The sequence below is a fragment of the Desulfonatronum zhilinae genome (assembly GCF_900182865.1).
GTDB classification, from domain to species: Bacteria; Desulfobacterota; Desulfovibrionia; order Desulfovibrionales; family Desulfonatronaceae; genus Desulfonatronum; species Desulfonatronum lacustre.
Genome location: NZ_FXUJ01000006.1, coordinates 128,883 through 150,364, shown reverse-complemented (window position 1 = coordinate 150,364; position 21,482 = coordinate 128,883). Strand labels below are relative to the sequence as shown.

Genomic DNA, 21,482 nt, shown 5'->3' with positions numbered 1-21,482 from the left:
CACCAGCGGCAAAGCCCACCAACCATCACCTGAACACAAGCGAGGTCAAAATGATCACCGATCCCCTGTTTCCTCAGCAGTGGCAGTTGTTTCCAAATTTTCCCTGGAACACCAAAGCCTTTTTCCTCTGGCCGGAGTACCTCGGCCGGGGGGTGAGCGTGCTGGTGGCGGACGACGGCTTTCAGGTGGACCACCCGGATCTGGTCGCGAACATCATCAGCCATATCGACCTGGAAACCATGCGCCCCGACGGCCGGGCCCAAGCGGAGAATGAGAATCATGGAACATCCGTGGCCGGGCTGATCGCCGCGCCCATCAACGGCCTGGGCGTGGTGGGGGTGGCCCCGGGGGCCGGCCTGGTCCTGGCCAGGATGAACTTCAATGAGGACGAGTCCGAGGGGCATCTGCCGGCTCAGGAGACCCGGGCTTTTGCCCTGGCCAGGGACCATGACGTGATGAACAACAGCTGGGGCTACGGCCCGCTGGGGGATTCCTGGTTCGATGAAAATTTCCGGGAAGCCTACGCCAATCTGGAAGCCGCGGCCCGGGAGGGGCGCGGAGGTCTGGGCACGATCATCGTCTTTTCCGCGGGCAACGAGGAGCTTGACGAGGAGAGCGGCCTGCCAATGAAGTTCAATTCCAACCTCTTGAATTTCCAGAACCACCCCTACACCATTGCCGTGGCCAATCTGGCCGAGGATGGGGCCATCTACTCGGGCGAAGGCAATTCCCTGCCCGGGGCCAATGTCCTGGTGGCGGCCCCGGGTGAGGGCACGGTGACCACGGACCGCCTGCCCCCGGACGGCTACATTCCCGAGGACGCCTACACGGACTTCGGCGGAACTTCGGCCGCGGCGCCGGTGACCTCCGGCGTGGTGGCCCTGATGCTGGAGGCCAACCCGAACCTGGGCTTTCGGGACGTCCAGGAAATTCTGGCCTACAGCGCCCGTCAGACCGCGTTCATGCAGGCCCGGACCAACGGGGCCGAGAACTGGAACCTGGGCGGACTGACTTTTTCCGACGCCTTTGGTTTCGGCGTGGTGGACGCCCTGGCCGCGGTGCGTCTGGCCGAAACCTGGCACAAGCAGAGCACCGCGCGGAACCAGCTGGAAGTGGAGGGCTCGCTGACCGGGCTGGCCGGCCGCGAGCTGGGGCGAAGCCTGAGCTACACCTTTACGGTGGCGGACAGCTTCACCCTGGAGCATGTCGTGCTCCCGGTGGCCATTGACGGCGTTTCCCTGGACAATCTGCGCATCGACCTGATCTCCCCGTCCGGAACGCGCTCCACGCTGATCAAGGACGCCCTGGTCCAGACCGACGGGCTGCAGTTCGCTTTTACCAGCGCCCAATTCCTGGGCGAGGACGCGGTCGGCAGATGGACCCTGGAAATGACCAATACCGGTTCGGCCGGGCGCATCGACGAAATCGGCTTCTCCGCCCTGGGCGGCAACGCGCCCAAGGCCCATGTGATCACGGACGCGGTCCTGGATGTTTCCGGAACGCCGGTCATGGACGCCCGGGGCTATGCGGTGATCAACGCCGCGGCCTTCACCGGGGACTCGGTCATCAATCTGCGGCTGGATGGCGGGTTTGCCTTTGGTCCGACGACCGGCACCATTGTCTCTCCCGAATCCATCCAGATGGTCGCGACCGGGGACGGCGACGACCGCATCAAGGTCAATGCCCTGGACAATACCGTCATGGCCGGGCGGGGCAACGACATCGTCTTCAGCGGGGCGGGCAACAATGTCATCCTGGGCGGCCCGGGCCTGGACGTGGCGGCCTATTCCGGTTTCGCCGCGGGGGATTTGATCATCACCGGCAACAGCCTGGAGGCAGTCGTCCAGGGACCGATCTTTACGGACAGCTTGTTCGATACGGCCTTGATCGTGACAGGGGACAACGCGGTGACCATGCTGAGCCCCACGGCCGGGATCCTTGATTTTGGGCTGGACCCGGCCTTCTATCTGGCGATGAATCCGGATGTGGCCATGGCCGGGGTGGACCCCTTGGTCCATTTCCTGACCAACGGCCTGGCCGAGTCCCGGATGCCCAACCCGCTCTTCGACCCGGCCGGCTACCTGGAAAGCTACGCCGACGTCCGGCAGGCCGTGGAACTGGGGCTGACCACGGCGGTGGAGCACTATTACACCCAGGGCTGGATAATGGGTTATGATCCCTCAATGTACTTTTCCACCTCCGCCTACCTGGAGCGGTACCCGGAAGCGGCCGAGGCCGGCATGAACCCTCTGGAGCACTATCTGCGGTTCGGGATGAACGAGGGGTATACGGGTTTTCTGGCGTGAGGGGGGGGTGGGTTTGTTGGGTTTGTGGGGTTTGTGGGGGGTGAGTTCTCTGTGGTTCTCTGTGTTCTCTGTGGTGGGATGTTTTGAGAATTTGTAACTACTCAGTACATTTTGTGTCCGATCTTGCTCCGGCAATCGGTGTCGGGGTCGGCGCTTCGCTATCGGATTCGGAATCGAAACAGGAAGGATTAAGAACGCATCCCAACGTTTTCGATCCCGATCCCGATTCCGATTCCGACCCCGGCAACAGAATTACTCTGTGCTGAGTAGTTACGAGAATTTTACCACAGAGGGCACAGAGGGCTTCGCCGTTGAGGGGTTGAGTTGAGAGGGGGTTAGCTGGGGGGTGTTTTTTCCGCTGTCCGGCTCGCTTTGCGGGCCAGCCAGCGCAAGGGGCTGGTGATCCGCCAGGAGAGGCTGGCGTGCAGGGCCGTGATGTGGGCGTTCAGTCCGGCAGCGTACTGTTCCAGATTTGTGACATGGCTCTGCAGATTTGTGATGTGGTTCTCCAGGTCGGTGACGTGGCTCTCCAGGGAGGCGATGCGGGCTGTGCGTCCCTCGGCCTCGAACCGCATCCCGGTAATCAGGGCGTCGCGTTCGTCCACGTAGGCCAGCAGCGGGTCCTGGCGGTGAAGGAGTTCAACGGCCCGCCCCACAACGTCCTCGGTGTCGCCCTCATTGTCGGCGTCAGCGGCCATGCGTCGGAGCGCGTGATACATTTCCGCCACGTCCCGGAACAGGTCCGGGAAGGCTTGCAGGTCCGGCTCGTCAAAACGAGAGTGCCGCAACCGGGGTTCCAGGAACCCCTGGGCGAATTCCGGGTCCGGGCTGGGCGTGAGCCCCAGGGCTTCGGCCATCCGTCGCAGGTCCCGCTCCGGGTCCTCCAGAAGCAGGTCGTAATCCACGACCACGCGGCGGTGCTCCCGGGTATGCAGCAGGGCCATGGCCATATGCGCCAGCCAGAGGACATGGCTCTTGACCGGGGCCACGTAGCCCCGGCTGGTGTCGTCCCGGGCCAGGGAGCGGGACACGCTCAAGGGATGGCGCACGGCGACCACGTACCCGACGTCCAGGTCCAGGGCCGCGAAGACGCTCTGCCAAAAGGGCAGGAGGATGGAGATGCGCGGATCCTTCAGGCCGAACACGTCGAATTGCTCGAATTTTTTGCGCAATATTTCCGCGGCCCTGTCCCTGAAGGCCGCGGGCGCGGAGTCGGCGATGCGGCCCAGGTCCGAGAAGCGCAGCGCGTCCCACGAGCGTCCGAAATGATCCAGCAGGTCGATATTCAGGGCATTGACGTCCAGGTCCTCAAAATAGCCCTTGTCATTGTCCCCGGCCACCCCGGGCATCAGGTCTTCCCCCAGCTCCACGCCCAGGGCCCGCAGACCGCGGGTGACGACGCTGGTCCCGCTGCGGTGCATGCCCAGGACCACGATGAGCCGTTTGCCGGCGCGAGCGGCTGGTGAGGACACGTTTTGTTCATGCGGATGCATATGCATGGACTCCTTCAGAGGTCAGTTTCAGCTTATTCACCACAGAGAATACGATAGATGGCACAGAGGGAAAAGGTTCGTTCCCCTCCTTGCCCAGTCCCATGGGCAATGCTCGAGCACTCCGGGCTTGGCGTCAATAACCCAGCCATGTAAGATCATCGCCGCATCGGTCCAGAAGACGGCGCCGCTCTTCCTCGGAGAGGTCGCGCCGACTCCTTCCGACGCTGTCGGCGTGAATGGTTGGCCTGAGAAGGATTTTTTGATCCTCGATGCCGCCTCCGCGTTGTGGAGAGGCGAACGAACACAGTACTGACGTCTCAAAGGGCAGGTTCAGCCATTCGAAAAGACGGTCAAGAACCGTCTCCGGCCTTTCGACCAACTCCTCGTAGCGCACGATGCGGCAATCTCGTGGCCGCTTGTCCATGTGCTCCCGCGCAGCCCGGCAATTTGTCGACCAGCGGTCAAGAATCTTGTCGAAGTCGTGTGGCAGGGTCTTGACGAACGCAGCTTCCCGGGCCGATGCCAACATGTCCAAGGGGTGGCGGGCCATGTGTATGTAGCGGAACCCTTCGGGAAGCAAGACGCGCCAATGCGCAAGATACAGAGCGTTTTCTGGATCCTTGTCAGCCCAGCAGCACTTGCCCAATCGACTTGCGATTCGCTTGCGCAGGTCGACGTAACCCTTTCCTATGGTCTCCAGCAGGTCGTTCAGGTCCGCAGGCAGACTGCGCACTGTGGTGAAAAAACGCAAATGAGTATAGGGATCGTCCTGGAATTCCATGCGCAGATCCCGAAAGAACTTGACCTCCGGAGGGCAGTGGATCGCGCTGTGCGCATCCAGTAGACGCCGCAGCAACGTGGTTCCACTGCGATAAAAGCCGCCAATAATGATCGGTTTCTGTTTAGTCATCGTAGCCGAGTTCCGTCAGAAGGTCTCCGGCAATATCTTGAAAACTTGAGATTTCCTCGGTACTCATTGCCTGCTTCCATTTGCCGGCCTGCGTCGGGTCCGGTGGTCGCCGCACATGCTTATGGATGGACAGGCGTTGTTCCCTGGGAACCTGCACGTTTCCGCGTTCATCGGGGCGGTCGCCCATCTCGTCCAAACGTCGAGCTGCATGGTGGTGGTAGTCGAGCATGGCCGGGCTATAAGTGAGGTCCAGGAAATCGCAGATTTGCTTCAGAAATATCTCGGGCGAACCGATCAGATCCTCAAAACGCAGTTCGAGATAGCGTCCTTCGGTTAGTTCCCGGGCTTGAAGCCTGGCCTGAAGGATGTGCTCGCGCCAGAAGACCGCCGCATCCGCCAGGTTTCGACCAGGGCCGAACCATTTGTCCTTATATGACAAAGCCACGTCCCGGCCGTCTCGAATCATGTGGATGAACCGGGCTTCAGGAAACACATCGGCCAGGGCTGAGATGTACTTGACGTATGGTGGAGACTTGTCTCCACAGCGGGGTTTGTTGAAGCGGGCCGCGTAGTGCTTGTAGAACAGGCGTGCGGCCCGGGCCAAGTCGAAGGGCTCCAGGCCGGTCACGTCCAGGCGCAGTTTTTCTGCGTCCAGTTGGAAGTCGCCCCAGGTGGGTGCATCGGTGAGCATGGTCATGAACTTCTCGGCGCTCGCGGGCGGGTCCTGAAGCATCGCGGCCAGAAAGTGGGTTTCCGGAGGGATTGCGACATCCGGGTGAGCGTCCAGCATCAGACGCAACAGGGTGGTTCCGGATCGCCCCACGCCAACAATAAAGGGCATAGGCTGGAGGACTTCGGACCTTCCGCCAAGAAAAGGATGCTCAATTCGGACTCGATCCGTCTTCCAACCGTCCACCTCCGGCCTTTGCAGTTCGTTTGGGCTGGGCCACCAGACGCCTTCCGGGTCAAAAACGGCTCGTCTACCGTGCCATCCCAGTTCTCGGACTTCTTCCGTGGAATAGATTCGCTGCTTGCCGTACTTTTCTACCAGGTGGCGGACGCCGAGACAGGGGTAGTGCCGCAGGATCAGTTTTTCCGGAGCCAGACGCAGACCGGGAAAGGCGACCCGGTGACCTCCGTGCGAGGCCAAGTCAACTCTCTCGTCAATTTTTTTCCATGCGTTAATTCGATGCCGCGGGCCCGGTGCGAAATAATAAGCCAGGGGAAATCCGGTCACGTAGTCCGTCTCTTTGGGTGGGGTCTCTAGGGGCTGTCCGGTCTTGTCCAGTGGCAGGAAAACGAATTCATCGAAGTCCACCGCGGTGTATCCTGCTTTGTCCAGTCTTTTCAGGGCCTGGACCAGGGTTTCGTCAGGCCTCCGGCTTTGCCGGACCTCATCCGCATCATGGTGAATGAACCAGTCCGCGTCCAGACTTGCGGCCAACTCGGCCTTGAACTCCAGGATGCCGCGCCAGTCATAAAAGCCGGGGTAGGGGAACCGTTCAATCCCGATCACCCCGCGGCCCAGCCATTGCCTGGCGATATTCGTGGTTTCGTCGGTGGAGTCGTTGTCAATGATCACGGTTTGCACGCCTTGCTCGTACAGATGGCGCAGGCAGCGCTCCATATACACGGCTTCGTTGCGCACCCCCAATAGGGCAATTACCCGGAACGGACCTGCCTCGCGCTCTTCCAAACGGATATCGGTCCGGCACAGGCCCATGAAGTCCTGTTCCTGCTGGTCGACGACACGGAAATGCAGGGCCGCGATCTGGCTTTGCAACGGGCTATAGTCGTTTTCCCCGACACGACGCACCAGGCGCAGGGTGATGAAGAAGTCGCCGCGGCAAAAAGGGTTCTCGAGGATGATGCGCATGCGCCGACGTGCATGTTCCGACGGCTCCAGGGCAAAGCGTCGACCTGTGATCTCTACCAGGCGATGAGTCTGAACCACCACGGCCAGGGCCAGTTTTTCCTCGTTCGGAGGACAGTGCAGGTCGATCAAAATTTCCAGGGGCTCTCCCAATCGGACCTGGGTCTGGGAGGTCTGGCTGTCCGCGAAGAGCGCGGCGGATATCTGGCCCTCCCCCGTGCCGAAGGCCGCGGCCCGCGGCGGGGGACCGATGGGTTGCTGCTGCTTGATGGGCCGAGAGATTCCCAGTGCCTGCCGGTGCAACTCCCGGTTATCGAAAAAATACTGGGCCGCCACGGCCTCGGGATTGCCCTCGGCCTTGACCCGGCCTTTCTCCAGGTACACGGCTCGGGTGCAGATGTTCTGCACCGTGGCCATGTCGTGGGAAACCAGCAGCACCGTGACGCCCCTGTCCCGCAGCGTCTCCATGCGTTTCATGCACTTGAACTGAAAGGCCGAGTCCCCCACGGACAAAGCCTCGTCCACCACCAGGATTTCCGGGTCCACGTTCACGGAAACGGCAAAGGCCAGCCGCACGACCATGCCGCTGGAATAGGTCTTCACGGGCTGCTCGATGAAGTCCCCGATGTCCGCGAACGCGGCGATGGCCTCGAAGCGGTCCTCGATCTCCCGGGTGGAAAGACCGAGCACGGCCCCGTTCATGAAGACGTTTTCCCGGCCCGTGAATTCCGGGTTGAAGCCGGAACCCAGTTCCAGCAGGGCCGCTACCCGGCCGGACAACTCCACCTCGCCGGAGGTGGGCGTCAGGGTGCCGCAGACCAACTGGAGCAGGGTGGACTTGCCCGAGCCGTTGCGGCCGATGACGCCCACGGTTTCCCCGCGGCGGACGTCGAAGGAAACGTCGTGCAGGGCCCTGAATTCCTCAAAATAGCAGCGTGGGGGGCGCCCCACAAGCCTGTCCAGCCGCGGAAAAATGAACTGCCGAAGACGATGCCCGGGATACTTGTAGATCTGATAGTGTTTGGAAAGGCCGCGGACGCGGATGGCGGTGTCGGTGGGCAAGGGCACGTATTCAGGTTGTCTGGTCATTGGTTTGGTTCGGGATATTTTGTTTCGCCCACGACGTTTGATAAATCTACTTGAGCCCAATCAAAATGATTCACATGCTTAATTTTTCTTCCAAGATACTCGCTATGGCAGTAGAGGCCCGCAACGGGCTTATTCTTCAGATAGTCATCAGCCAGTGACGAAAATCTGCCGACAATCGGGTTCGACATGCCTGCCTCCATACATTCAAATCCAAGAGCATCGGAAAAGAGAACCCGTAAGGCCATGTCGCTGAATTGAAAAAAGTGCCATGGCCTCTCATGCGAAGAGAACGAAAAATGAGTTTCTACAAAAACAAGACCACCAACTTTGAGCATTTTTGCAATCTCAAGGGCAACGACCCAAGGCATTGCAAAGTGCTCGAAACATGCACTGGAATAGATAATATCGAACTGTTCGCCGTCCTTGAAATACGATGAAAGCCTATGAGCATCGCCGACAATATCAACATTAACGCCAGGATAATAGTCAAACCCAACATACTCCGCATTGGCGAATTCCTTACGGGCTCGTGATGCGACGGTTACTTCCCGGCTGCCGATTTCAAGGACCCTGACGCCTGGTTTGTTTCCAATGGCATACAAGAATTTTTGCCATTTTTGATGCGCGACAAGTTTTGACATGGGAAGATCCGGGCTCAAATACTCCTGGTCAAATCGCGACTCGATTTTTACGGACAGTTTGCGACAGGCCCGAAAAATTTTTGTGAGTAGACTGTTCATATATTCCACTTGTCCATTCTCCATTCAAAAAATACCAAGTTCTTGGCAGCGGAAAACAAACATTGTGCCTTCAGCCGTTGTCACAGCACGTCCGCGAAGCCCGGGCGGGTTTTCTGGAACCAGGCGAAGCCGACCCAGGCTGCGACCAGGGCGATCAGGGTGTACAGGGCCAGGCCGGGCCAGTTCGGAGGCGTGCCCCAGACCAAGACCATGCGCAGTTGTTCGATGATGAAGGTCAGCGGGTTGAGCATGATCCAGATGCGTAAATTTTCCGGGATGGCGCTGACCGGAAAGAAAATCGGGGATGCGAACAGCAGGACCATGGTGGCGATGCTGGTGGTCTGGGCCACGTCGCGAAGAAAAACCCCCAGTGAGGCCAGGATCCAGGAAAAGGCGAGGGACAGAATGATCAGGGGCAGCAGCACGAGGGGAACGAGCAGGACCGTCCAGTGCAGGAAGCCGTTGAAGAGCAGAAAGGCCGCCAGGAGGATGGTCAGGCTGACAATGGAATGGAACAGAACCGACCCCAGAGCCGTGATCGGCAGGATTTCCAGCGGAAAGATGACCTTTTTAACGTAGTTCGGGTTGGCCAGGACCAGCCAGGGAGCGCGGTTGAGCATCTCCGTGAACAGCCCGTGAACGATCAGTCCGGCAAAAAGGATGATCGCAAACTGGGTCTTGGTCTCCTCGTCCCCGGTATTCCAACGCGCCTTGAACACGACGGAAAAGACAAAGGTATACACCACCAGCATGAACACGGGATGCAGGATGGACCAGAACAGGCCGAGGGCCGAACCTTTATAGCGGCCGATGATTTCGCGTTTGGTCATTCTGGCGATCAGCTGCCGGTTGCGCCAAAGGCCGCGAAGCATGGCCGCGGGGGACGAGGAGTGGGGCATTGGGTTTGTTGGGTTTAACGCTATTTTGGGTAGTGGGCTACTGCTCGCGCAGCGCCTTGCGCAGGCCTGCGGTGACCGGTTCCATGAGGTATTGGAGGACCGTGCGGGGGTGGGTTTTGATGTAGACTTCCACGGGCATGCCCGGGGTGAGCAGGTCCGGGTCGGTGATGGCCGCGACCAGGGAGTCGCGGTCAATGGCGATCCGGGCCTCGTAGTGGGGGAACTCGCCGTAGGGGGTTCGGGAAGTCAGGCGGTCAGCCGAGATGTAGGTCACCGTGCCCTGGGCCCGTGGCGTGGTGCGCTGCTTGAACGCTGTGAGCACCAGCTCGGCCTGCTGTCCAAGGTGCACGTCGCTGATCCGGTGCACGTCCACCTGGGCCTCCACGATCAGGGGCATGTCCCCGGGCACGATGTCCATCAGCGGCTCCCGGGGGGCGATGACCCCGCCGGGGGTGTGCACTTTCAGGCCGACCACGATGCCGTCGTCCGGGGACATGATCTCCAGGCGCCGGGCCTGGTCCACTGTTGGCCGCCGCCGGTCCTCCAGTTCGAACAGGGCGTTCTGGACTTCGCCAAGCCTGGTCACGGCCTCCTGCAGGTATTGCGTGATCAGATCCTGAATGCGCAACCGCAATTCGGCGATGCGCTCCCGGGTCTGGGCCCGTTCGCCGATGAGCTGCTCCTGGCGGGCGCGGTGGGAGTCCAGGGAACGGGTCAGTTCCATGATGTGCGATTTTTCCAGATAGCGGCCTTCCATGAGAATGGTTTTGGATTCGATCTCGTCGGTCAGGGAGGCGATGATCCGGTCCACGGCCTCTGCCTGTTCCTCCAGGCTCCGGATCAGGATTTCAAGCTGCTCGATCTGGGTGCGGAGCAGCCCCGTCTGACCCTGAAGAGCGGAACGGCGAGCCTGAAAGATCTTGCTCTCACCTTCCATGATGGCGGATACGTTGGTCTGGTTCTGGCGGTCCAGCAGCACCGGAGGCCAGGAAATGCGCTCGGCGCGGTCCCGCTCGGCTTCCAGACGGGCCTTGACGGCCAGGAGGTGGTCCCGTTGGCCCTGCTGGAGATCGTAGGCCGCACTGACCTGCTCGGCCTCCAGGCGGATCAGCACCTGCCCCCGGCTGACCCGGTCGCCGTCGCGGACCAGGATTTCCCGGACGATGCCGCCTTCCAGATGCTGAACGGTGCGGCGGTTGGAATCCACCTTGACCTCGCCCTGGGCGATGACCGCCGCGCTGATGGTGGCCATGGCCGCCCAGGCGCCCAGGCCGCCGAAAAAGAGCAGAATGATGACCAGCCCGGCAATGATGATCGGCCGCGTGTTGTCCGGCGGAGCGGTCAGATCGTTATCGGGCCTTGAGGATGAGAGGGATGCGGGGAGTGGGAGTTGGTTTTTCATGTCGGGTTGTTTTTTGGTTTGTGAGGTTTGTGGGGTTTATGGGGTTTAAGGGGTAACTCAACAAACCCAATAAACTATACTTTCCTTCCCTGCTCAAGCTCAATGACCACGTCGGCCATTTTGAGGATCCAGGGGCGGTGGGAGATGAGCAGGACCATGTTGCCGTCGGCACTGGCGACTGTAATGGCCTGGGCCAGGGCCTGGCGGCCCTCGTCGTCCAGGTTGGCGTCGGGCTCGTCCAGGACCAGCAGCCTGGGGGTGCCGTAGAGGGCCCGGGCCAGGGCGATGCGCTGGCGCTGCCCGGCAGAGAGGTTGGCGGCCCGTGGGGCCACGGGCGTGTCGTAGCCCTGCGGCAGGCGCAGGATCATGTCGTGCGCTCCAGCGGCGCGGGCAGCGGCCACGATGCCTTCGGCGTCCTCGTCGGCCATGCGTCCGATGTTCTGGCCCACCGTGGCCGTGAGCAGTTCCACGTCCTGGGGCAGGTAGCCGATCAATCCGGAGCGAAGGCCCTCATCCAGCCGGGTCAGGTCGTGGCCGTCCAAACTCAGCCACCCGCCGGAGGGCGGATGCAGGCCGACAATGGTCGCGGCCAAGCTGGTCTTCCCCGCCCCGCTGGGCCCGATCAGGGCCATCACGCCACCGGGGGCCAGGGACAGATTGATATTGGACAGGACGGTGCGTCCGGAAAGCTGAAGACTCAGGTCGCTGACGACCAGGCCGGAAGCTCTCGCGGTTGTCGGTGCCGGCAAGGCAAGGGGGCCGGAGGTCGACCCGTTTTCGGTCAGGGCCCGGTTCAGGCGAATCGAGGCCAGACGGGCTTCCTGAAACTGCTTCCAGCCGGCCAGGATCAGGTCCAGGGGCTGCAAGGCCTTGCCCATCATGATCGACCCGACGATCATCACCCCGGCGGTGATCTCATTGGCGATGACCAGCACGGCGCCTACGCTGAGAATGATGGCCTGCAGGCCCATGCGCAGCGACTTGGTCATGGCGGCGCTCAGGCCGGTGCGGTCGTGGACCCGTGTTTCCAGGGTCACGTCCCGGTCGTTGGCCTGCTGCCAGCGGGTTACCAGGGCCGGAAGCATGCCCATGGCATATACGGCATGCACGTTGCGCTGGGCGGCGCGGAGCATAACCGCGGCCGTGGAGGAGGACTCCGCGGCTTCTCGGGCCGCCTTGCGGGTCAGGGTTTCGTTGACGAAGAGCAGAATGAACAGCAGCATGGCGCCGGCCGTGGAAACCATGCCGATCACCGGGTGAAGCAGAAAGGTCACGGCCAGGTAAATCGGCAGCCAGGGCAGGTCGAAAAAGGCGAAAATGCCCGTGCCGCCGAGAAACGTCTTCACCGCGTTGAGGTCCGCGGCGCCTCGCTCGTAGGTCGGGGTCCCGGGTAGTCCCCTGGGCGTGAACATGGTCTTCAGCACCGGATCGCCCATGCGCTGGTCCACGCGGTTGCCCAGGCGAACAAGGAGTCGTGAGCGCAACCCTTCGAGCAGACCCATGACCGCAAGGGCGCCCAGGGCGGCCACTGTGACGAAGATCAGGGTGGCCTCGCTGCGCCCGGTGAGCACCCGGTCGAAAATCAGAAGCATATGCAACGGCACGGCCAGGCTGAGAACGTTTATGAACAGGCTGAAGAAAAAGGCCGTGCCGTAGATGGGGATGAGGGATTTGGGGATGAAGCGGAACATTTTATTGGTTTCTCGGTTCAGTGGTTCACGGTTCAACGGTTGTGACAGGGTTTTGGTCCAAGGCTTACCGGACTATTTGTTTTGAAGTTTGGCCAGGACGTCGGACGTGGGGCCGTATTGGACAGGAACACCCTGGCGCAGCACGAGAAGTTTGTCCGCACGGGCGACCAGGGAAAGACGGTGGGTGACCATAACCACGGTAACGCGGTGTTGCTTGAGTTTGTCCAGGGCGGTTAACAGCGCGCTGCGCCCTTCCTCGTCCAGATTTGCGTCAGGTTCGTCCAGGATCACGACGCGCGGAACGCCGTACAGTGCCCGGGCCAGTCCGATGCGCTGGCGCAGCCCGCCGGGCAGATTGGCTCCCCCTTCATCAATATGGGTGTCCAGCCCCTCGGGGAGCAGGGTCATTGCCTGGTCCAGACCAGCCAGAGAGCAGGCCTCGGTAAGGTCTTTCTCCGAGGGCAGGGACAAGCGGGCGATGTTGTCGCGGACGGATCCGGGGAAAAGCTCCACCTCCTGGGGCAGGTACCCCAGAAATCTGCCCAGTCTGGTCTGATCCCAGTTGTACATGTCCGCGCCATCCAGGCGGATGGTCCCGGCGCTGGGCTTGATCACGCCGGTGAGCAGCCGGGCCAGGGTGGTTTTCCCCGCGGCCATGGGGCCGATGACGCCCAGGAATTCACCGGGCTCCAGGGAGAGGGAGACTCCGCGCAGGATGCCTTGCCCGGGAAGGCTGAAAACAACCTGTTCCAATGCCAGGGCGCCCTGGGGGGCGGGAAGGTCCATGCGGTCAGCCTGTTGCGCGGATGCGGCCAGGAGATCCTTGAGATTCTCGTAGGCTTGGCGTGCTTCCTGGAGGCTTGTCCAGTTGGACATGACCTGGTGCAGGGGGGTGATGGCCTGGCCGGCAATGATCACGGCGAGCAAAATGTTGCCTGCTCCCATGGGGGAGTTGATCACCAGGTGGGCGCCGATGCCGAACAGCAGGACGGAGTTGCCCATGGTCACCAGCTTGGACAGGGCCGAGAGGCGCCCTGCCTGGTCGCTGGCCCCGGATTGCAGGGCCAGTACCTTGTCCTGGTCTCCACGCCAGATCCGGGCCACCGCCGCGGTCATGCCCATGGCCTGGATCGCGGCCCGGCCGCGCAGGCACTCCTGAAGAAAGGAGTTGTTCTTGCCGGCCAGGGCATTGGCCTGTTTCAAGGGGGCCTTGGACCCTTTTTCCATTCTCCAGGCCAGGATGATGACGCAGCCGATGGCCACCAGCGCCGTGATCCCCATCAGGGGGTGGATCAGGAAAACGATGATCAGCAGTGGTGGAGCAAGTAGGCAGTCGAAAAAGGCGAACACGGCTGGTGAGCTGACGAAGTTGCGGACCTTGCGCAGGTTGTTCATGGCTTCGGAAAAACCGTGGGAGTTCATTTCAGCGGCATCACGGAGCATCCCGGCCAGAACGGTATCCGAAAGATCCCGATTGATTGCTGTACCATAACGGACCATCAGCCGGGAGCGGATGAGTTCCAGCAGGCCCAGAACCAGAAGCGCCCCCAGGACCGCTCCGGTGATAACGTAGGCGTTGTGCGCATCCTGGCTGGGGATGACGATACTGTACATGGCCAGCATGTTGATGGGCACGGACAAGCGCAGAAGCCCGATTACGAGGCTGAAGAGCAGGGTGCGTCCAACCACGTGTCGGGTCAGGGCACGCAGTTTAGCCGTGACCGGGTCAACCCCGGCAGGTCGGCTTACGGCGCTATGGGCGCGGATATTGGTGGTGGATATGGTTGCGGGGTAGGACATTTGGGTCTTTTGGGTTTATGAGGTTTTTGGGGTTTGTTGGGTTGGGGGCAGGATGAGGCGGCGCAGGACGAAGGGCATGGTCGCGGCGCGTTGCCATTGGTTGTCTTTGGTGAAATCCAGACGGATTTCGTGGCGGCCGAACTCGGTCATGGGCAGGCCTTGAAGGCGAAAATGGAGGCGGTGCCTGGGGTTGGTGAAGGTCAACCGGCCGGTCTGGAGCATGCCGATCTCCTGGCCCGAGGGGGTGCCGAGCGTGATCCGGGCGGCGAAGGGCTCCGGCTGAGTGCCGTCCATTTCCCAGAGCGTTCCCAGGCTCACGGGCGCGATGCGGGTGGGCAGAACCGTGGCGGCCCCTTCCTCTATACTGTGGATGTAGCTCACGGAATTGGTTTCCCGGTCTGTCAGGATTTCGCGGCAAAGGATGGACCAGACGAGTCGAATCATTTTTTGGGGTTTATTGGGTTATTGCAGTGAAATGGTGGCGGCGGATTCGTTGTTCCAGAGGAAGTTCGGGTGTTCTTCCTGGGTGAAGGTCAGGCTGTCGACCCGATCCTGGATCAGGCGGACGGTTTCCTGGATGGTGTCGATCCGGTTTGCCGTGCCGGGTTGGATTCCGATGGATGCGGCGTGTCGGGCGGCCAGGAGGTATTGGATGTAGCCGTTCAAGGAGAGACCCTCTTCCTCCGCCTCCCGAGACAAGGCGGCGTGCAGACTCTTGGGCAGCCGAAGCCTGAACTGCCCGCTGAACGGGACGCAGTGCCGCGGAGCAGGAGGAGGGGCTCCGCGGCCTTGCATCTCATTGAGCCGTGCCAGAATCTGGGCTTCAATTCCGGCGGCGGCGGTTGCGGGGGAGGAAGAAAAGGCCTCCAACTCCGGGAATTCAGGGCAGTACGCAATATATCCGTACCGCTGTTCGTCCCAGAGCAAGGTTATGGAGTAGGTGGAAGGCATTTGGGTTTATTGGGTTTGTTGAACTTGTTGAGTTTGTGGGGTTGGGTGGGATTCGAGCCAGCCCATGGCGAAGTAGAGTTGGGCGCGGGCGCGGTTGTATTGGGCGCGGGCCTGATTGGTATTGGTTTCCGAACGGGCCAGGCGTTCCTGGGCGTCCAGGAGTTCGGTCTGGGTGCCGATTTCGGTGCGGTAGCGGACCACTGCCATGTCGTAGGCTTCCTGGGCCGCGGCCCGGACCTTGACCGTGGAGTCGATGCGCTGTTGAGCTTCATGCAGGACCAGGTACGCGGACTCCACTTCGTAGGCAGCCTGCATCTCATGATGCAGCATATCCTCCCGAATCCGGAATAGTTCATGGCGTGCGCGCATGACCATGGCCCGCGAACGGCCACCCTCGAACAAGTTCATGGAGACGTTCAGGCCCAGGGTCCAGTACTGGCGGTCGCTGTAGTCGTACCGTTCGGCGACTTCGCTGTCCCGGTATTTCCGGTCCTGAACATTGTAGGCGAAATCCACGGATGCCGTGGGCGAAAACCGGCCCCATGCCAGATGGACATCTTTTTCAGCCACTTCCACGGCCTTGTGGGCGATGAACAGATCCGGGCGATTGTTGCGGGACTCGGCCAGACATTCACGCAGGGTCAGGGCGAAGTCGGGCTGAAAGGACTCCAGACGTCCGGCGACCTCCAGGGGGGTTTCCGAGGGCATACCCATCAGGGTCAGCAGGCGGGCCGTGTGCACCCGCTGGGCGTTGAGCACCTGGGTGTGATCCTGGCGGGCCTCGCTGAGATCCACTTCGGCCTGCAGCACGTCCAGGTAGGGCTTCATACCGAGACGCGTGAAGGCCTCGGCCGCGTCAAGCTGGGCTTCCAGGCGGGTGATTCGGGCCTCCAGGCTGCGCATGTCCTCCTGGGCCCAGAGCACGTTCAGGAAGGCCAGGCGGATATCCCGGGCCACCTCCAATCGAACGTATTCCAACTCGGCTTCCGTCATTTCCCGCGTCAATCGGGAACGGAGGTAGGTGTTGGTGATGGTGAAGCCGGTGAACACGGGTTGGCTGATGCGCGCATACCAGACGGTCTCGTCGAAGCTGGTGGAATCCGCGTCCAGGGGGCGCTTGTTCAAGGCTTCCTGGAGATCGTCCAGTTTGACATTGAGTTCCTCAAGGCTTTCATCGAGGTTGCCCAGGTTTTCATTGAGGCCGACCAAGGATTGATTCTGCTGATTCAAGCCCTGGTTGATCTGGTCGAGTTGCTGTTGAAGTTCTTCAAATGGGTTGAAGACGGGGGTGGGATTGACCGGGTCCGCAGGGAGCGGGGTGTCGTCGTTATTTTTAGCCAAGGCCCGAGCCAGCATCCGGGCGCCTTCGCCTTCAGCCGGGCCGTCGTATTGGTCGTCTTCACCATTCTCGGCTGGATCCCCGTTTTCTTGTTCCTTTGTTTCCGCGGACGGCAGGCCGGAGCGCATTTGGCGCATCCTGCGAGCCTGAAAACCGGTGTCAATCCGAGGCAGAAAATCGGCGAAAGCGGCATGGACATCCGACCCGGCTCGTTGAACGGCGTATTCAGCGGCCTTGATGCGGGGATTGCGGACCAGGCCGATTTGGACGCATTCCTCCATTTCCAGGATCAAGGCGCTCGGTGCGGCATTGTTGGCAGACCCGGCTTCCTGGGCCATGGTCTGTATGGGAGGAAACGCAAGGGCAACAACAAGCATGCCGGTGAGAACATGCTTTGAAAGTGTTCGGGGGGAGGATGAGTAATTACGTGACATCAGAGGATCCTCTAGAGACTGGTCAGCTTGTGGTCTGCATTCCGAAAAACATACGAAACGCTGTACGGTGCCCGTGCCAATGGAACGCGAGGGTACTCGATGAGTTGCATCGAGAAATCGAAAGGTCGGGAAGAGCGTGATCGGCCACCACAAACAGGCCGCCTCGCTGCAAGTGGTTCCGTATATGGTACCGGAGTTGTCGTGTCAAGCAATTTTTCAGTCTGGAAGTCGAAGAGGCGAGGGGGCTGGGGAGGAAAAGATAAAGGACTGATTTATGGTGCTTTATCGGCTTGTGTCCGCTCCGAAGAAGCTGTTTCCAGAATGGCCATCCGCTGCGCCAGGCGACGCAGGTCGCGTTCCTGGCGGGAGCGTTCGATGTCCATGGTCAGGATTTTGATCAGGACCATGCAAAGGGCCAGAGTCAGGAAGAGAATGGGCGGGTAGTGGACCCCAAGATGTCTGCCCAGGAAATCCACCAGCCGGGGGAAGAAGCCGAGCAGGACCGAGCCAAGGGCTACGGTCATCCACCAGATGGAATGCCGGACGTGCAGGCTGTCCTTGCGGATCAGCAGAAGAATGGCGCAGGCGATGCCCAGGCCGAGCAGGGCGGTGGTCCATTGCAGCGGAATCGCGGTCGTGGTCACTTGGAGCCTTGGGAGGAAGCCGCCGGGCGGGATATGCAGTGGGAGAGGCAAAGAATCAGCGTGAGCAGCATGTATTCGCCGACCTTCAACCAGGAGCTGAAAACCTTGGATGAACCATGTTGGCGCGGGCACATGGCCACCTGGACTTCCTGAATGCGCAGTCCGGCCTTGCGCAGCAGGAGCAGGACGCCGACGTCCTGATAGTCCAGGAGAGAGGCCCGACTGGAGGCCAGCAGCGTGACGGCCGGGCCGGAGTAGGCCCGGAGGCCGGAGGTAAGATCCCTGACGTTCAGGCCGGACAGCCGGCGGAAGATGGTCCAGGCTATTTTCCGGGCCCGGCTGCCCCGAGGGGTGCAGGAGCCGATGACCACGTCGGCGTGGTAGTTGCGAAGGGGCGTGAGCAGCGACGGCAGGGTTTCGGCCAAGTGCTGCCCGTCGGCGTCCATGGTGATCACTGTTTGATAGCCGTTTTGTCGGGCGTAGCGCATCCCGGTCTGCATGGCGCCCCAAGCTCCCAGATTGACCGGCAGCGTCACCACCTGGGCGCCGGCCCGCAGGGCGAGATCAGCCGTGTCGTCCGTGCTGGCGTCGTCCACGACCAAGACGTGGAATTCTTCAAGAGCAATGACTTGACGGACAACATCACCGATGCTGGCTTGCTCGTTCCAGGCCGGAATGACGACCAGTACAGGGGAAGCGGCTTTGGGCAACGGCGGAGTTTGTCGGAAGGGGGCGTCTTGAACGTGATGCGCGGACATGATCCTAGGCCCTTAGCCAAAAAGGCGGGACTCGGCAACCATTCCAGGCGAGGTGATTGTCAATCTCTATGGGTGGTCGTGGAGGTGATTACTTCAAAACGGTGATGATCAAGGCCGTGGAGGAAGCGATCAAGCCCAGGGTTCAGATCATGAAGCGGTCCAGTCGGCGGGTCAGGGCTTCGTTGGCCTCGGCTGCGCGAGACCGTCCCAAAAGCCGTTCCAGGTCCCCCGAAGCACCGGGCCGTTCCAGGCCAGGACGGCCAGTAGAAGGCGGGCGGCGGTGGTGCCGAGGATCGGGAGCCAGGGGAAAGGGGCGTAGGTGCGCAGAAAGCGGATCAGTCCGCGGCGGTACCAGTAGAATTGGTTCTGGCTTTGGGAGCCGACGGAAGCGGATCCTTTGTGCAGGACAACGGCATGCCGGGCCGTCAAGATATCCCAGTCTCGGCTTCTGATGCGATACCCGAGGTCCGTGTCCTCGAAAAAAAAGAAGTATTCAGGGTCAAGCAAGCCGCATTGTTCCAAACACTCCCTCCGCAGAAAAAGACTGGCTCCGCAGATGTAGTTCGGGGGGCGCTTTGGCGATGCCGGCCAGGCTATTCCAGTCCATAAGCACATGCGTCTGCCGCCCCATTCCTGGACGATACCGGGCCGATCCGCCTCCATCAAGACGGCGCCCAAGGCACCAACGCGAGGCGTTTCTGCGGCGGTTTTCGCCAGCTCGGCCATGGTCTCGGGCATGACCTCGGTGTCATTGTTCAAGAGCCAGATATACTCCGCTGAAGTGGTGTTCAGGACATGCCGCATGCCGACATTATTTCCCCCGGCAAAACCGAGATTTTTGCCGGTTTCAAGAATGTCCAACTCAGCGAATTTTTTGCGTAACTTGGCCGTCGAGCCGTCAGTGGAACCGTTGTCCACGACAAGGATGCCAAAGTTCAGGTATGTGCTTTGTTGTAAGGAATGAATGCAGGACACTGTATCGCGCCAGCCGTTCCAGTTGAGAATAATCACCGAGATGAGAGGAGGCATTGGGGGAAATGTTTAAAGGCTTATGGTTGAACGACTTCCATTCGAATCCGATGCAACAAGACCCCCAGATCAGGATCAAAACCACCGATGCCTTCCTGGGCCGGGTCGTAGGGATGTTGAGAAGTGAGGACGTATTCTCCAGTGTGAGAGGGCGCGTCAACGTATTCGGGGCGATGCAGTATTCCGCGGGCTACGGTATGGTGGTTTGCCACCCGCAGCTCCAGGGGCGGGCCATTCCAGGGAGGGGAAACGATCATGACCTGGTAATCCAGATCCCCCCGGCGAGACGCACCCGCGGTCAATTCCACGATCACGCTTTGACCGGGTTCGGGCACTGGGCCGATGACGGTTGATCCTTGCCTGGTCCAGTATGCGCGCAACCGGGAACCATCCGGGGCTGTCAGGGCGATGTCGGCCCGGCCCCAAGGGCCGCGCAAGGCCAGCGATCCCCTATCCAAGACCTTGTCCAGAGTGGCGGGAGGCTGGTGCGGCCCCAGGGGATGAATTTGCAGAAAGGTCATTTCAAGGGTGTGATCGCGGACCTCTGCGGGCAAGACCCGTTTGGCGTGAAGCCGCGGCAGGACGTGCCTGGTTTGGTGCACTTCTTCCAGGCGCATCCCATCCTCAAGGCCGGGATTGTCGTAGGCCGTGGCCCAAATCACCGGGTGCTCGCGGGCCTGGGATGCAGCCCAACGCACCACTTCAGCACGGTCCTCTAAGGAAATGCGGTTGGAAAGGGTCAGGAGGCTGCCCTGGTCCAGCGCCGCAAAAGGTGATCCGTACTGGTGGTAGTCAAAGATTATCAAGGAGTCCCCAGTGACATGCAGCACCTCCCGGATGATGCCGTCCGCGCCATGATCGGAGCGGAGCAGGAAAAAATGGGGATGCTGAAACATCATCAATGCGGCTGGGATTAGCAAGCCCGCCGAGGCCAAATTTTGTTTCCACGGCATGGCCGCCCAGACGGAGAGGACGTCGCGCCAGATGCCCAGGGACGCGACCAGGAACGGTATCGTGATGGGCAAGAGTCGGCGCTGGCTCCAGAGGCCGAAGGGTTCGGTGCCTTTGAGGTAGAGAAAGATTGAAGCCAGGGCAAGGGTCATGACCAGCAAAGCGCGAGGGCGGGAACGCACCGCCGGATGCAGGGAGGCCAGGATCGTAGCTGCCGCGACCAGTCCGTAAGGGCTGTTCAGCAAGGACCAAAGATCGGTCAGGCCGACTTGGGTTTCACTTTGTGTCTTTTGGAAAAGCAGTAACAGGATGGTGGGGAATACGGCTGCGCCCAAGCGCAAGAGATGGGCTCCGAGGCCGGACGAGAAAAAAAGAGTTTGCAGTATGGCTCGCCCGCGGTCCAGCAGGAGGATTGCCATGCAGCAGCAGGCGAAGAAGGCGGCAATAATGAAAAGAAAGTAGATGGTGCTGCTCTGGAAAACGACAGTCAGCCAATGGTAGGAGAAAATGTTGCCGTAGGGCTGTGTGACCCAGCGAGTAACGAGCACGAAGGGAAACATTCCCAGAGAAAACACCAGCAGGGCCAGGGCAACGGTGCGTGTTTTTCTGACGTCGTCGACGGCCATGAACAAAAAAAGCGCGCCGGACCAGAGGGCGATGAGCGGATGGAAGCAGATAGCCAGGCCCAGTGCGAAAGAAGCGGGGATAAAGTGCCGGTATGCCCCATTTGCGGCCAGCCAATGCAAGGCTGTAATGAAAATGAGCAGCAAGCCGCATAGTTCAGGATAGTACCCTCGACCAAACCAGGACAGTAGCGGCAGGGAAAGGAGCAAGCCAAGTCCGGCAAGCAGGCCGGGTAATCCTGTTTTGGCCAGCATGAACCAACCGGCCAAAATGAAAAAGAGCATGGCCAGGGAGGGCAAAAAGTAATCCACGGCTTGGCCGGGCATGATGCTGTCGAAGGCCAGGGCGGCATAAGACAGGGAGGGATAGAACCAGGGGCGGTACGTGCAGCCATCCAGGTCGTCGATTTGAAAAGAACGGTCTCGAGTCAGCCTCTGTCCCTGGTCCGGCAGGTAGAGAAAGTGTCTGCGCAGCTCGTGCGGAACTTGGGCCAGGGTCTGATCAATGCCGACCTGGTCTCGCCCTTGGGCCATGGCCTGAGTCATCATG

The 21,482-nt window shown here is 60.8% G+C and carries 16 protein-coding genes; 1 reads left to right on the top strand and 15 read right to left on the bottom strand.

Going from position 1 to position 21,482, the window contains the following annotated elements:
• Positions 1-50 precede the first annotated feature (50 nt).
• Positions 51-2,306 (top strand): S8 family serine peptidase, encoded by a 2,256-nt coding sequence (locus AC559A_RS07275; RefSeq protein WP_498817145.1) that lies wholly within the window; start codon positions 51-53, stop codon positions 2,304-2,306.
• A 335-nt stretch (positions 2,307-2,641) separates the two neighbouring features.
• Here AC559A_RS07275 and AC559A_RS07270 read toward each other — a convergent pair whose 3' ends face one another.
• From AC559A_RS07270 to AC559A_RS07200, 15 genes are all read right to left on the bottom strand, one after another.
• A complete protein-coding gene (locus AC559A_RS07270) occupies positions 2,642-3,799 on the bottom strand; it encodes a sulfotransferase family protein (RefSeq protein ID WP_498817143.1) in 1,158 nt (385 codons plus the stop codon).
• 133 nt (positions 3,800-3,932) lie between these two features.
• Positions 3,933-4,709 (bottom strand): sulfotransferase family protein, encoded by a 777-nt coding sequence (locus AC559A_RS07265; RefSeq protein WP_498817141.1) that lies wholly within the window; start codon positions 4,707-4,709, stop codon positions 3,933-3,935.
• Positions 4,702-7,671: a sulfotransferase gene (locus AC559A_RS07260; RefSeq protein WP_498817139.1), complete on the bottom strand. Its 2,970-nt coding sequence runs from the start codon at positions 7,669-7,671 to the stop codon at positions 4,702-4,704. Before AC559A_RS07260 ends, AC559A_RS07265 begins: the two co-directional genes overlap by 8 nt.
• On the bottom strand, positions 7,668-8,312 hold the full coding sequence (locus tag AC559A_RS07255; protein ID WP_498817138.1) for a class I SAM-dependent methyltransferase: 645 nt from the start codon (positions 8,310-8,312) through the stop codon (positions 7,668-7,670). Before AC559A_RS07255 ends, AC559A_RS07260 begins: the two co-directional genes overlap by 4 nt.
• 179 nt (positions 8,313-8,491) lie before the next feature.
• A complete protein-coding gene (locus AC559A_RS07250; protein WP_498817136.1) occupies positions 8,492-9,310 on the bottom strand; it encodes an ABC transporter permease in 819 nt (272 codons plus the stop codon).
• 37 nt (positions 9,311-9,347) lie between these two features.
• The gene (locus AC559A_RS07245; RefSeq protein WP_498817134.1) at positions 9,348-10,712 is read right to left on the bottom strand and encodes an HlyD family type I secretion periplasmic adaptor subunit; all 1,365 of its coding nucleotides are present in this window, start codon (positions 10,710-10,712) and stop codon (positions 9,348-9,350) included.
• Between the two features lie 74 nt (positions 10,713-10,786).
• On the bottom strand, positions 10,787-12,403 hold the full coding sequence (locus tag AC559A_RS07240; RefSeq protein ID WP_498817133.1) for a type I secretion system permease/ATPase: 1,617 nt from the start codon (positions 12,401-12,403) through the stop codon (positions 10,787-10,789).
• Between the two features lie 72 nt (positions 12,404-12,475).
• Positions 12,476-14,203: a type I secretion system permease/ATPase gene (locus AC559A_RS07235; RefSeq protein WP_498817131.1), complete on the bottom strand. Its 1,728-nt coding sequence runs from the start codon at positions 14,201-14,203 to the stop codon at positions 12,476-12,478.
• Positions 14,204-14,218: 15 nt separating this feature from the next.
• Positions 14,219-14,647, bottom strand: coding sequence for a hypothetical protein (locus tag AC559A_RS07230; protein ID WP_498817129.1), 429 nt, complete (start codon positions 14,645-14,647; stop codon positions 14,219-14,221).
• An 18-nt stretch (positions 14,648-14,665) separates the two neighbouring features.
• Positions 14,666-15,154: a toxin-antitoxin system HicB family antitoxin gene (locus tag AC559A_RS07225; RefSeq protein WP_498817128.1), complete on the bottom strand. Its 489-nt coding sequence runs from the start codon at positions 15,152-15,154 to the stop codon at positions 14,666-14,668.
• Between the two features lie 6 nt (positions 15,155-15,160).
• Entirely contained in the window at positions 15,161-16,870 is a 1,710-nt protein-coding gene (locus AC559A_RS07220; RefSeq protein WP_498817126.1) for a TolC family protein, read from the bottom strand.
• 329 nt (positions 16,871-17,199) lie between these two features.
• Positions 17,200-17,571, bottom strand: a complete 372-nt coding sequence (locus tag AC559A_RS07215) for a DUF2304 domain-containing protein (protein WP_498817125.1) — start codon at positions 17,569-17,571, stop codon at positions 17,200-17,202.
• A complete protein-coding gene (locus tag AC559A_RS07210; RefSeq protein WP_498817124.1) occupies positions 17,568-18,329 on the bottom strand; it encodes a glycosyltransferase family 2 protein in 762 nt (253 codons plus the stop codon). Before AC559A_RS07210 ends, AC559A_RS07215 begins: the two co-directional genes overlap by 4 nt.
• Before the next feature lie 171 nt (positions 18,330-18,500).
• Positions 18,501-19,358, bottom strand: coding sequence for a glycosyltransferase family 2 protein (locus AC559A_RS07205; protein ID WP_498817122.1), 858 nt, complete (start codon positions 19,356-19,358; stop codon positions 18,501-18,503).
• A 20-nt stretch (positions 19,359-19,378) separates the two neighbouring features.
• Positions 19,379-21,481 carry a putative glycosyltransferase family protein gene (locus AC559A_RS07200; RefSeq protein ID WP_498817121.1) on the bottom strand — a complete coding sequence of 701 codons (2,103 nt, stop codon included), beginning with the start codon at positions 21,479-21,481 and terminating at the stop codon, positions 19,379-19,381.
• Position 21,482 lies beyond the last annotated feature (1 nt).

Bases quoted from the DNA above. Each gene is read 5' to 3' on its own strand.
- AC559A_RS07275 (WP_498817145.1), top strand. From the start codon at position 51: ATGATCACCGATCCCCTGTTTCCTCAGCAGTGGCAGTTGTTTCCAAAT.
- AC559A_RS07270 (WP_498817143.1), bottom strand. From the start codon at position 3,799: ATGCATCCGCATGAACAAAACGTGTCCTCACCAGCCGCTCGCGCCGGC.
- AC559A_RS07265 (WP_498817141.1), bottom strand. From the start codon at position 4,709: ATGACTAAACAGAAACCGATCATTATTGGCGGCTTTTATCGCAGTGGA.
- AC559A_RS07260 (WP_498817139.1), bottom strand. From the start codon at position 7,671: ATGACCAGACAACCTGAATACGTGCCCTTGCCCACCGACACCGCCATC.
- AC559A_RS07255 (WP_498817138.1), bottom strand. From the start codon at position 8,312: ATGTCAAAACTTGTCGCGCATCAAAAATGGCAAAAATTCTTGTATGCC.
- AC559A_RS07250 (WP_498817136.1), bottom strand. From the start codon at position 9,310: ATGCCCCACTCCTCGTCCCCCGCGGCCATGCTTCGCGGCCTTTGGCGC.
- AC559A_RS07245 (WP_498817134.1), bottom strand. From the start codon at position 10,712: ATGAAAAACCAACTCCCACTCCCCGCATCCCTCTCATCCTCAAGGCCC.
- AC559A_RS07240 (WP_498817133.1), bottom strand. From the start codon at position 12,403: ATGTTCCGCTTCATCCCCAAATCCCTCATCCCCATCTACGGCACGGCC.
- AC559A_RS07235 (WP_498817131.1), bottom strand. From the start codon at position 14,203: ATGTCCTACCCCGCAACCATATCCACCACCAATATCCGCGCCCATAGC.
- AC559A_RS07230 (WP_498817129.1), bottom strand. From the start codon at position 14,647: ATGATTCGACTCGTCTGGTCCATCCTTTGCCGCGAAATCCTGACAGAC.
- AC559A_RS07225 (WP_498817128.1), bottom strand. From the start codon at position 15,154: ATGCCTTCCACCTACTCCATAACCTTGCTCTGGGACGAACAGCGGTAC.
- AC559A_RS07220 (WP_498817126.1), bottom strand. From the start codon at position 16,870: ATGCTTGTTGTTGCCCTTGCGTTTCCTCCCATACAGACCATGGCCCAG.
- AC559A_RS07210 (WP_498817124.1), bottom strand. From the start codon at position 18,329: ATGTCCGCGCATCACGTTCAAGACGCCCCCTTCCGACAAACTCCGCCG.
- AC559A_RS07205 (WP_498817122.1), bottom strand. From the start codon at position 19,358: ATGCCTCCTCTCATCTCGGTGATTATTCTCAACTGGAACGGCTGGCGC.
- AC559A_RS07200 (WP_498817121.1), bottom strand. From the start codon at position 21,481: ATGATGACTCAGGCCATGGCCCAAGGGCGAGACCAGGTCGGCATTGAT.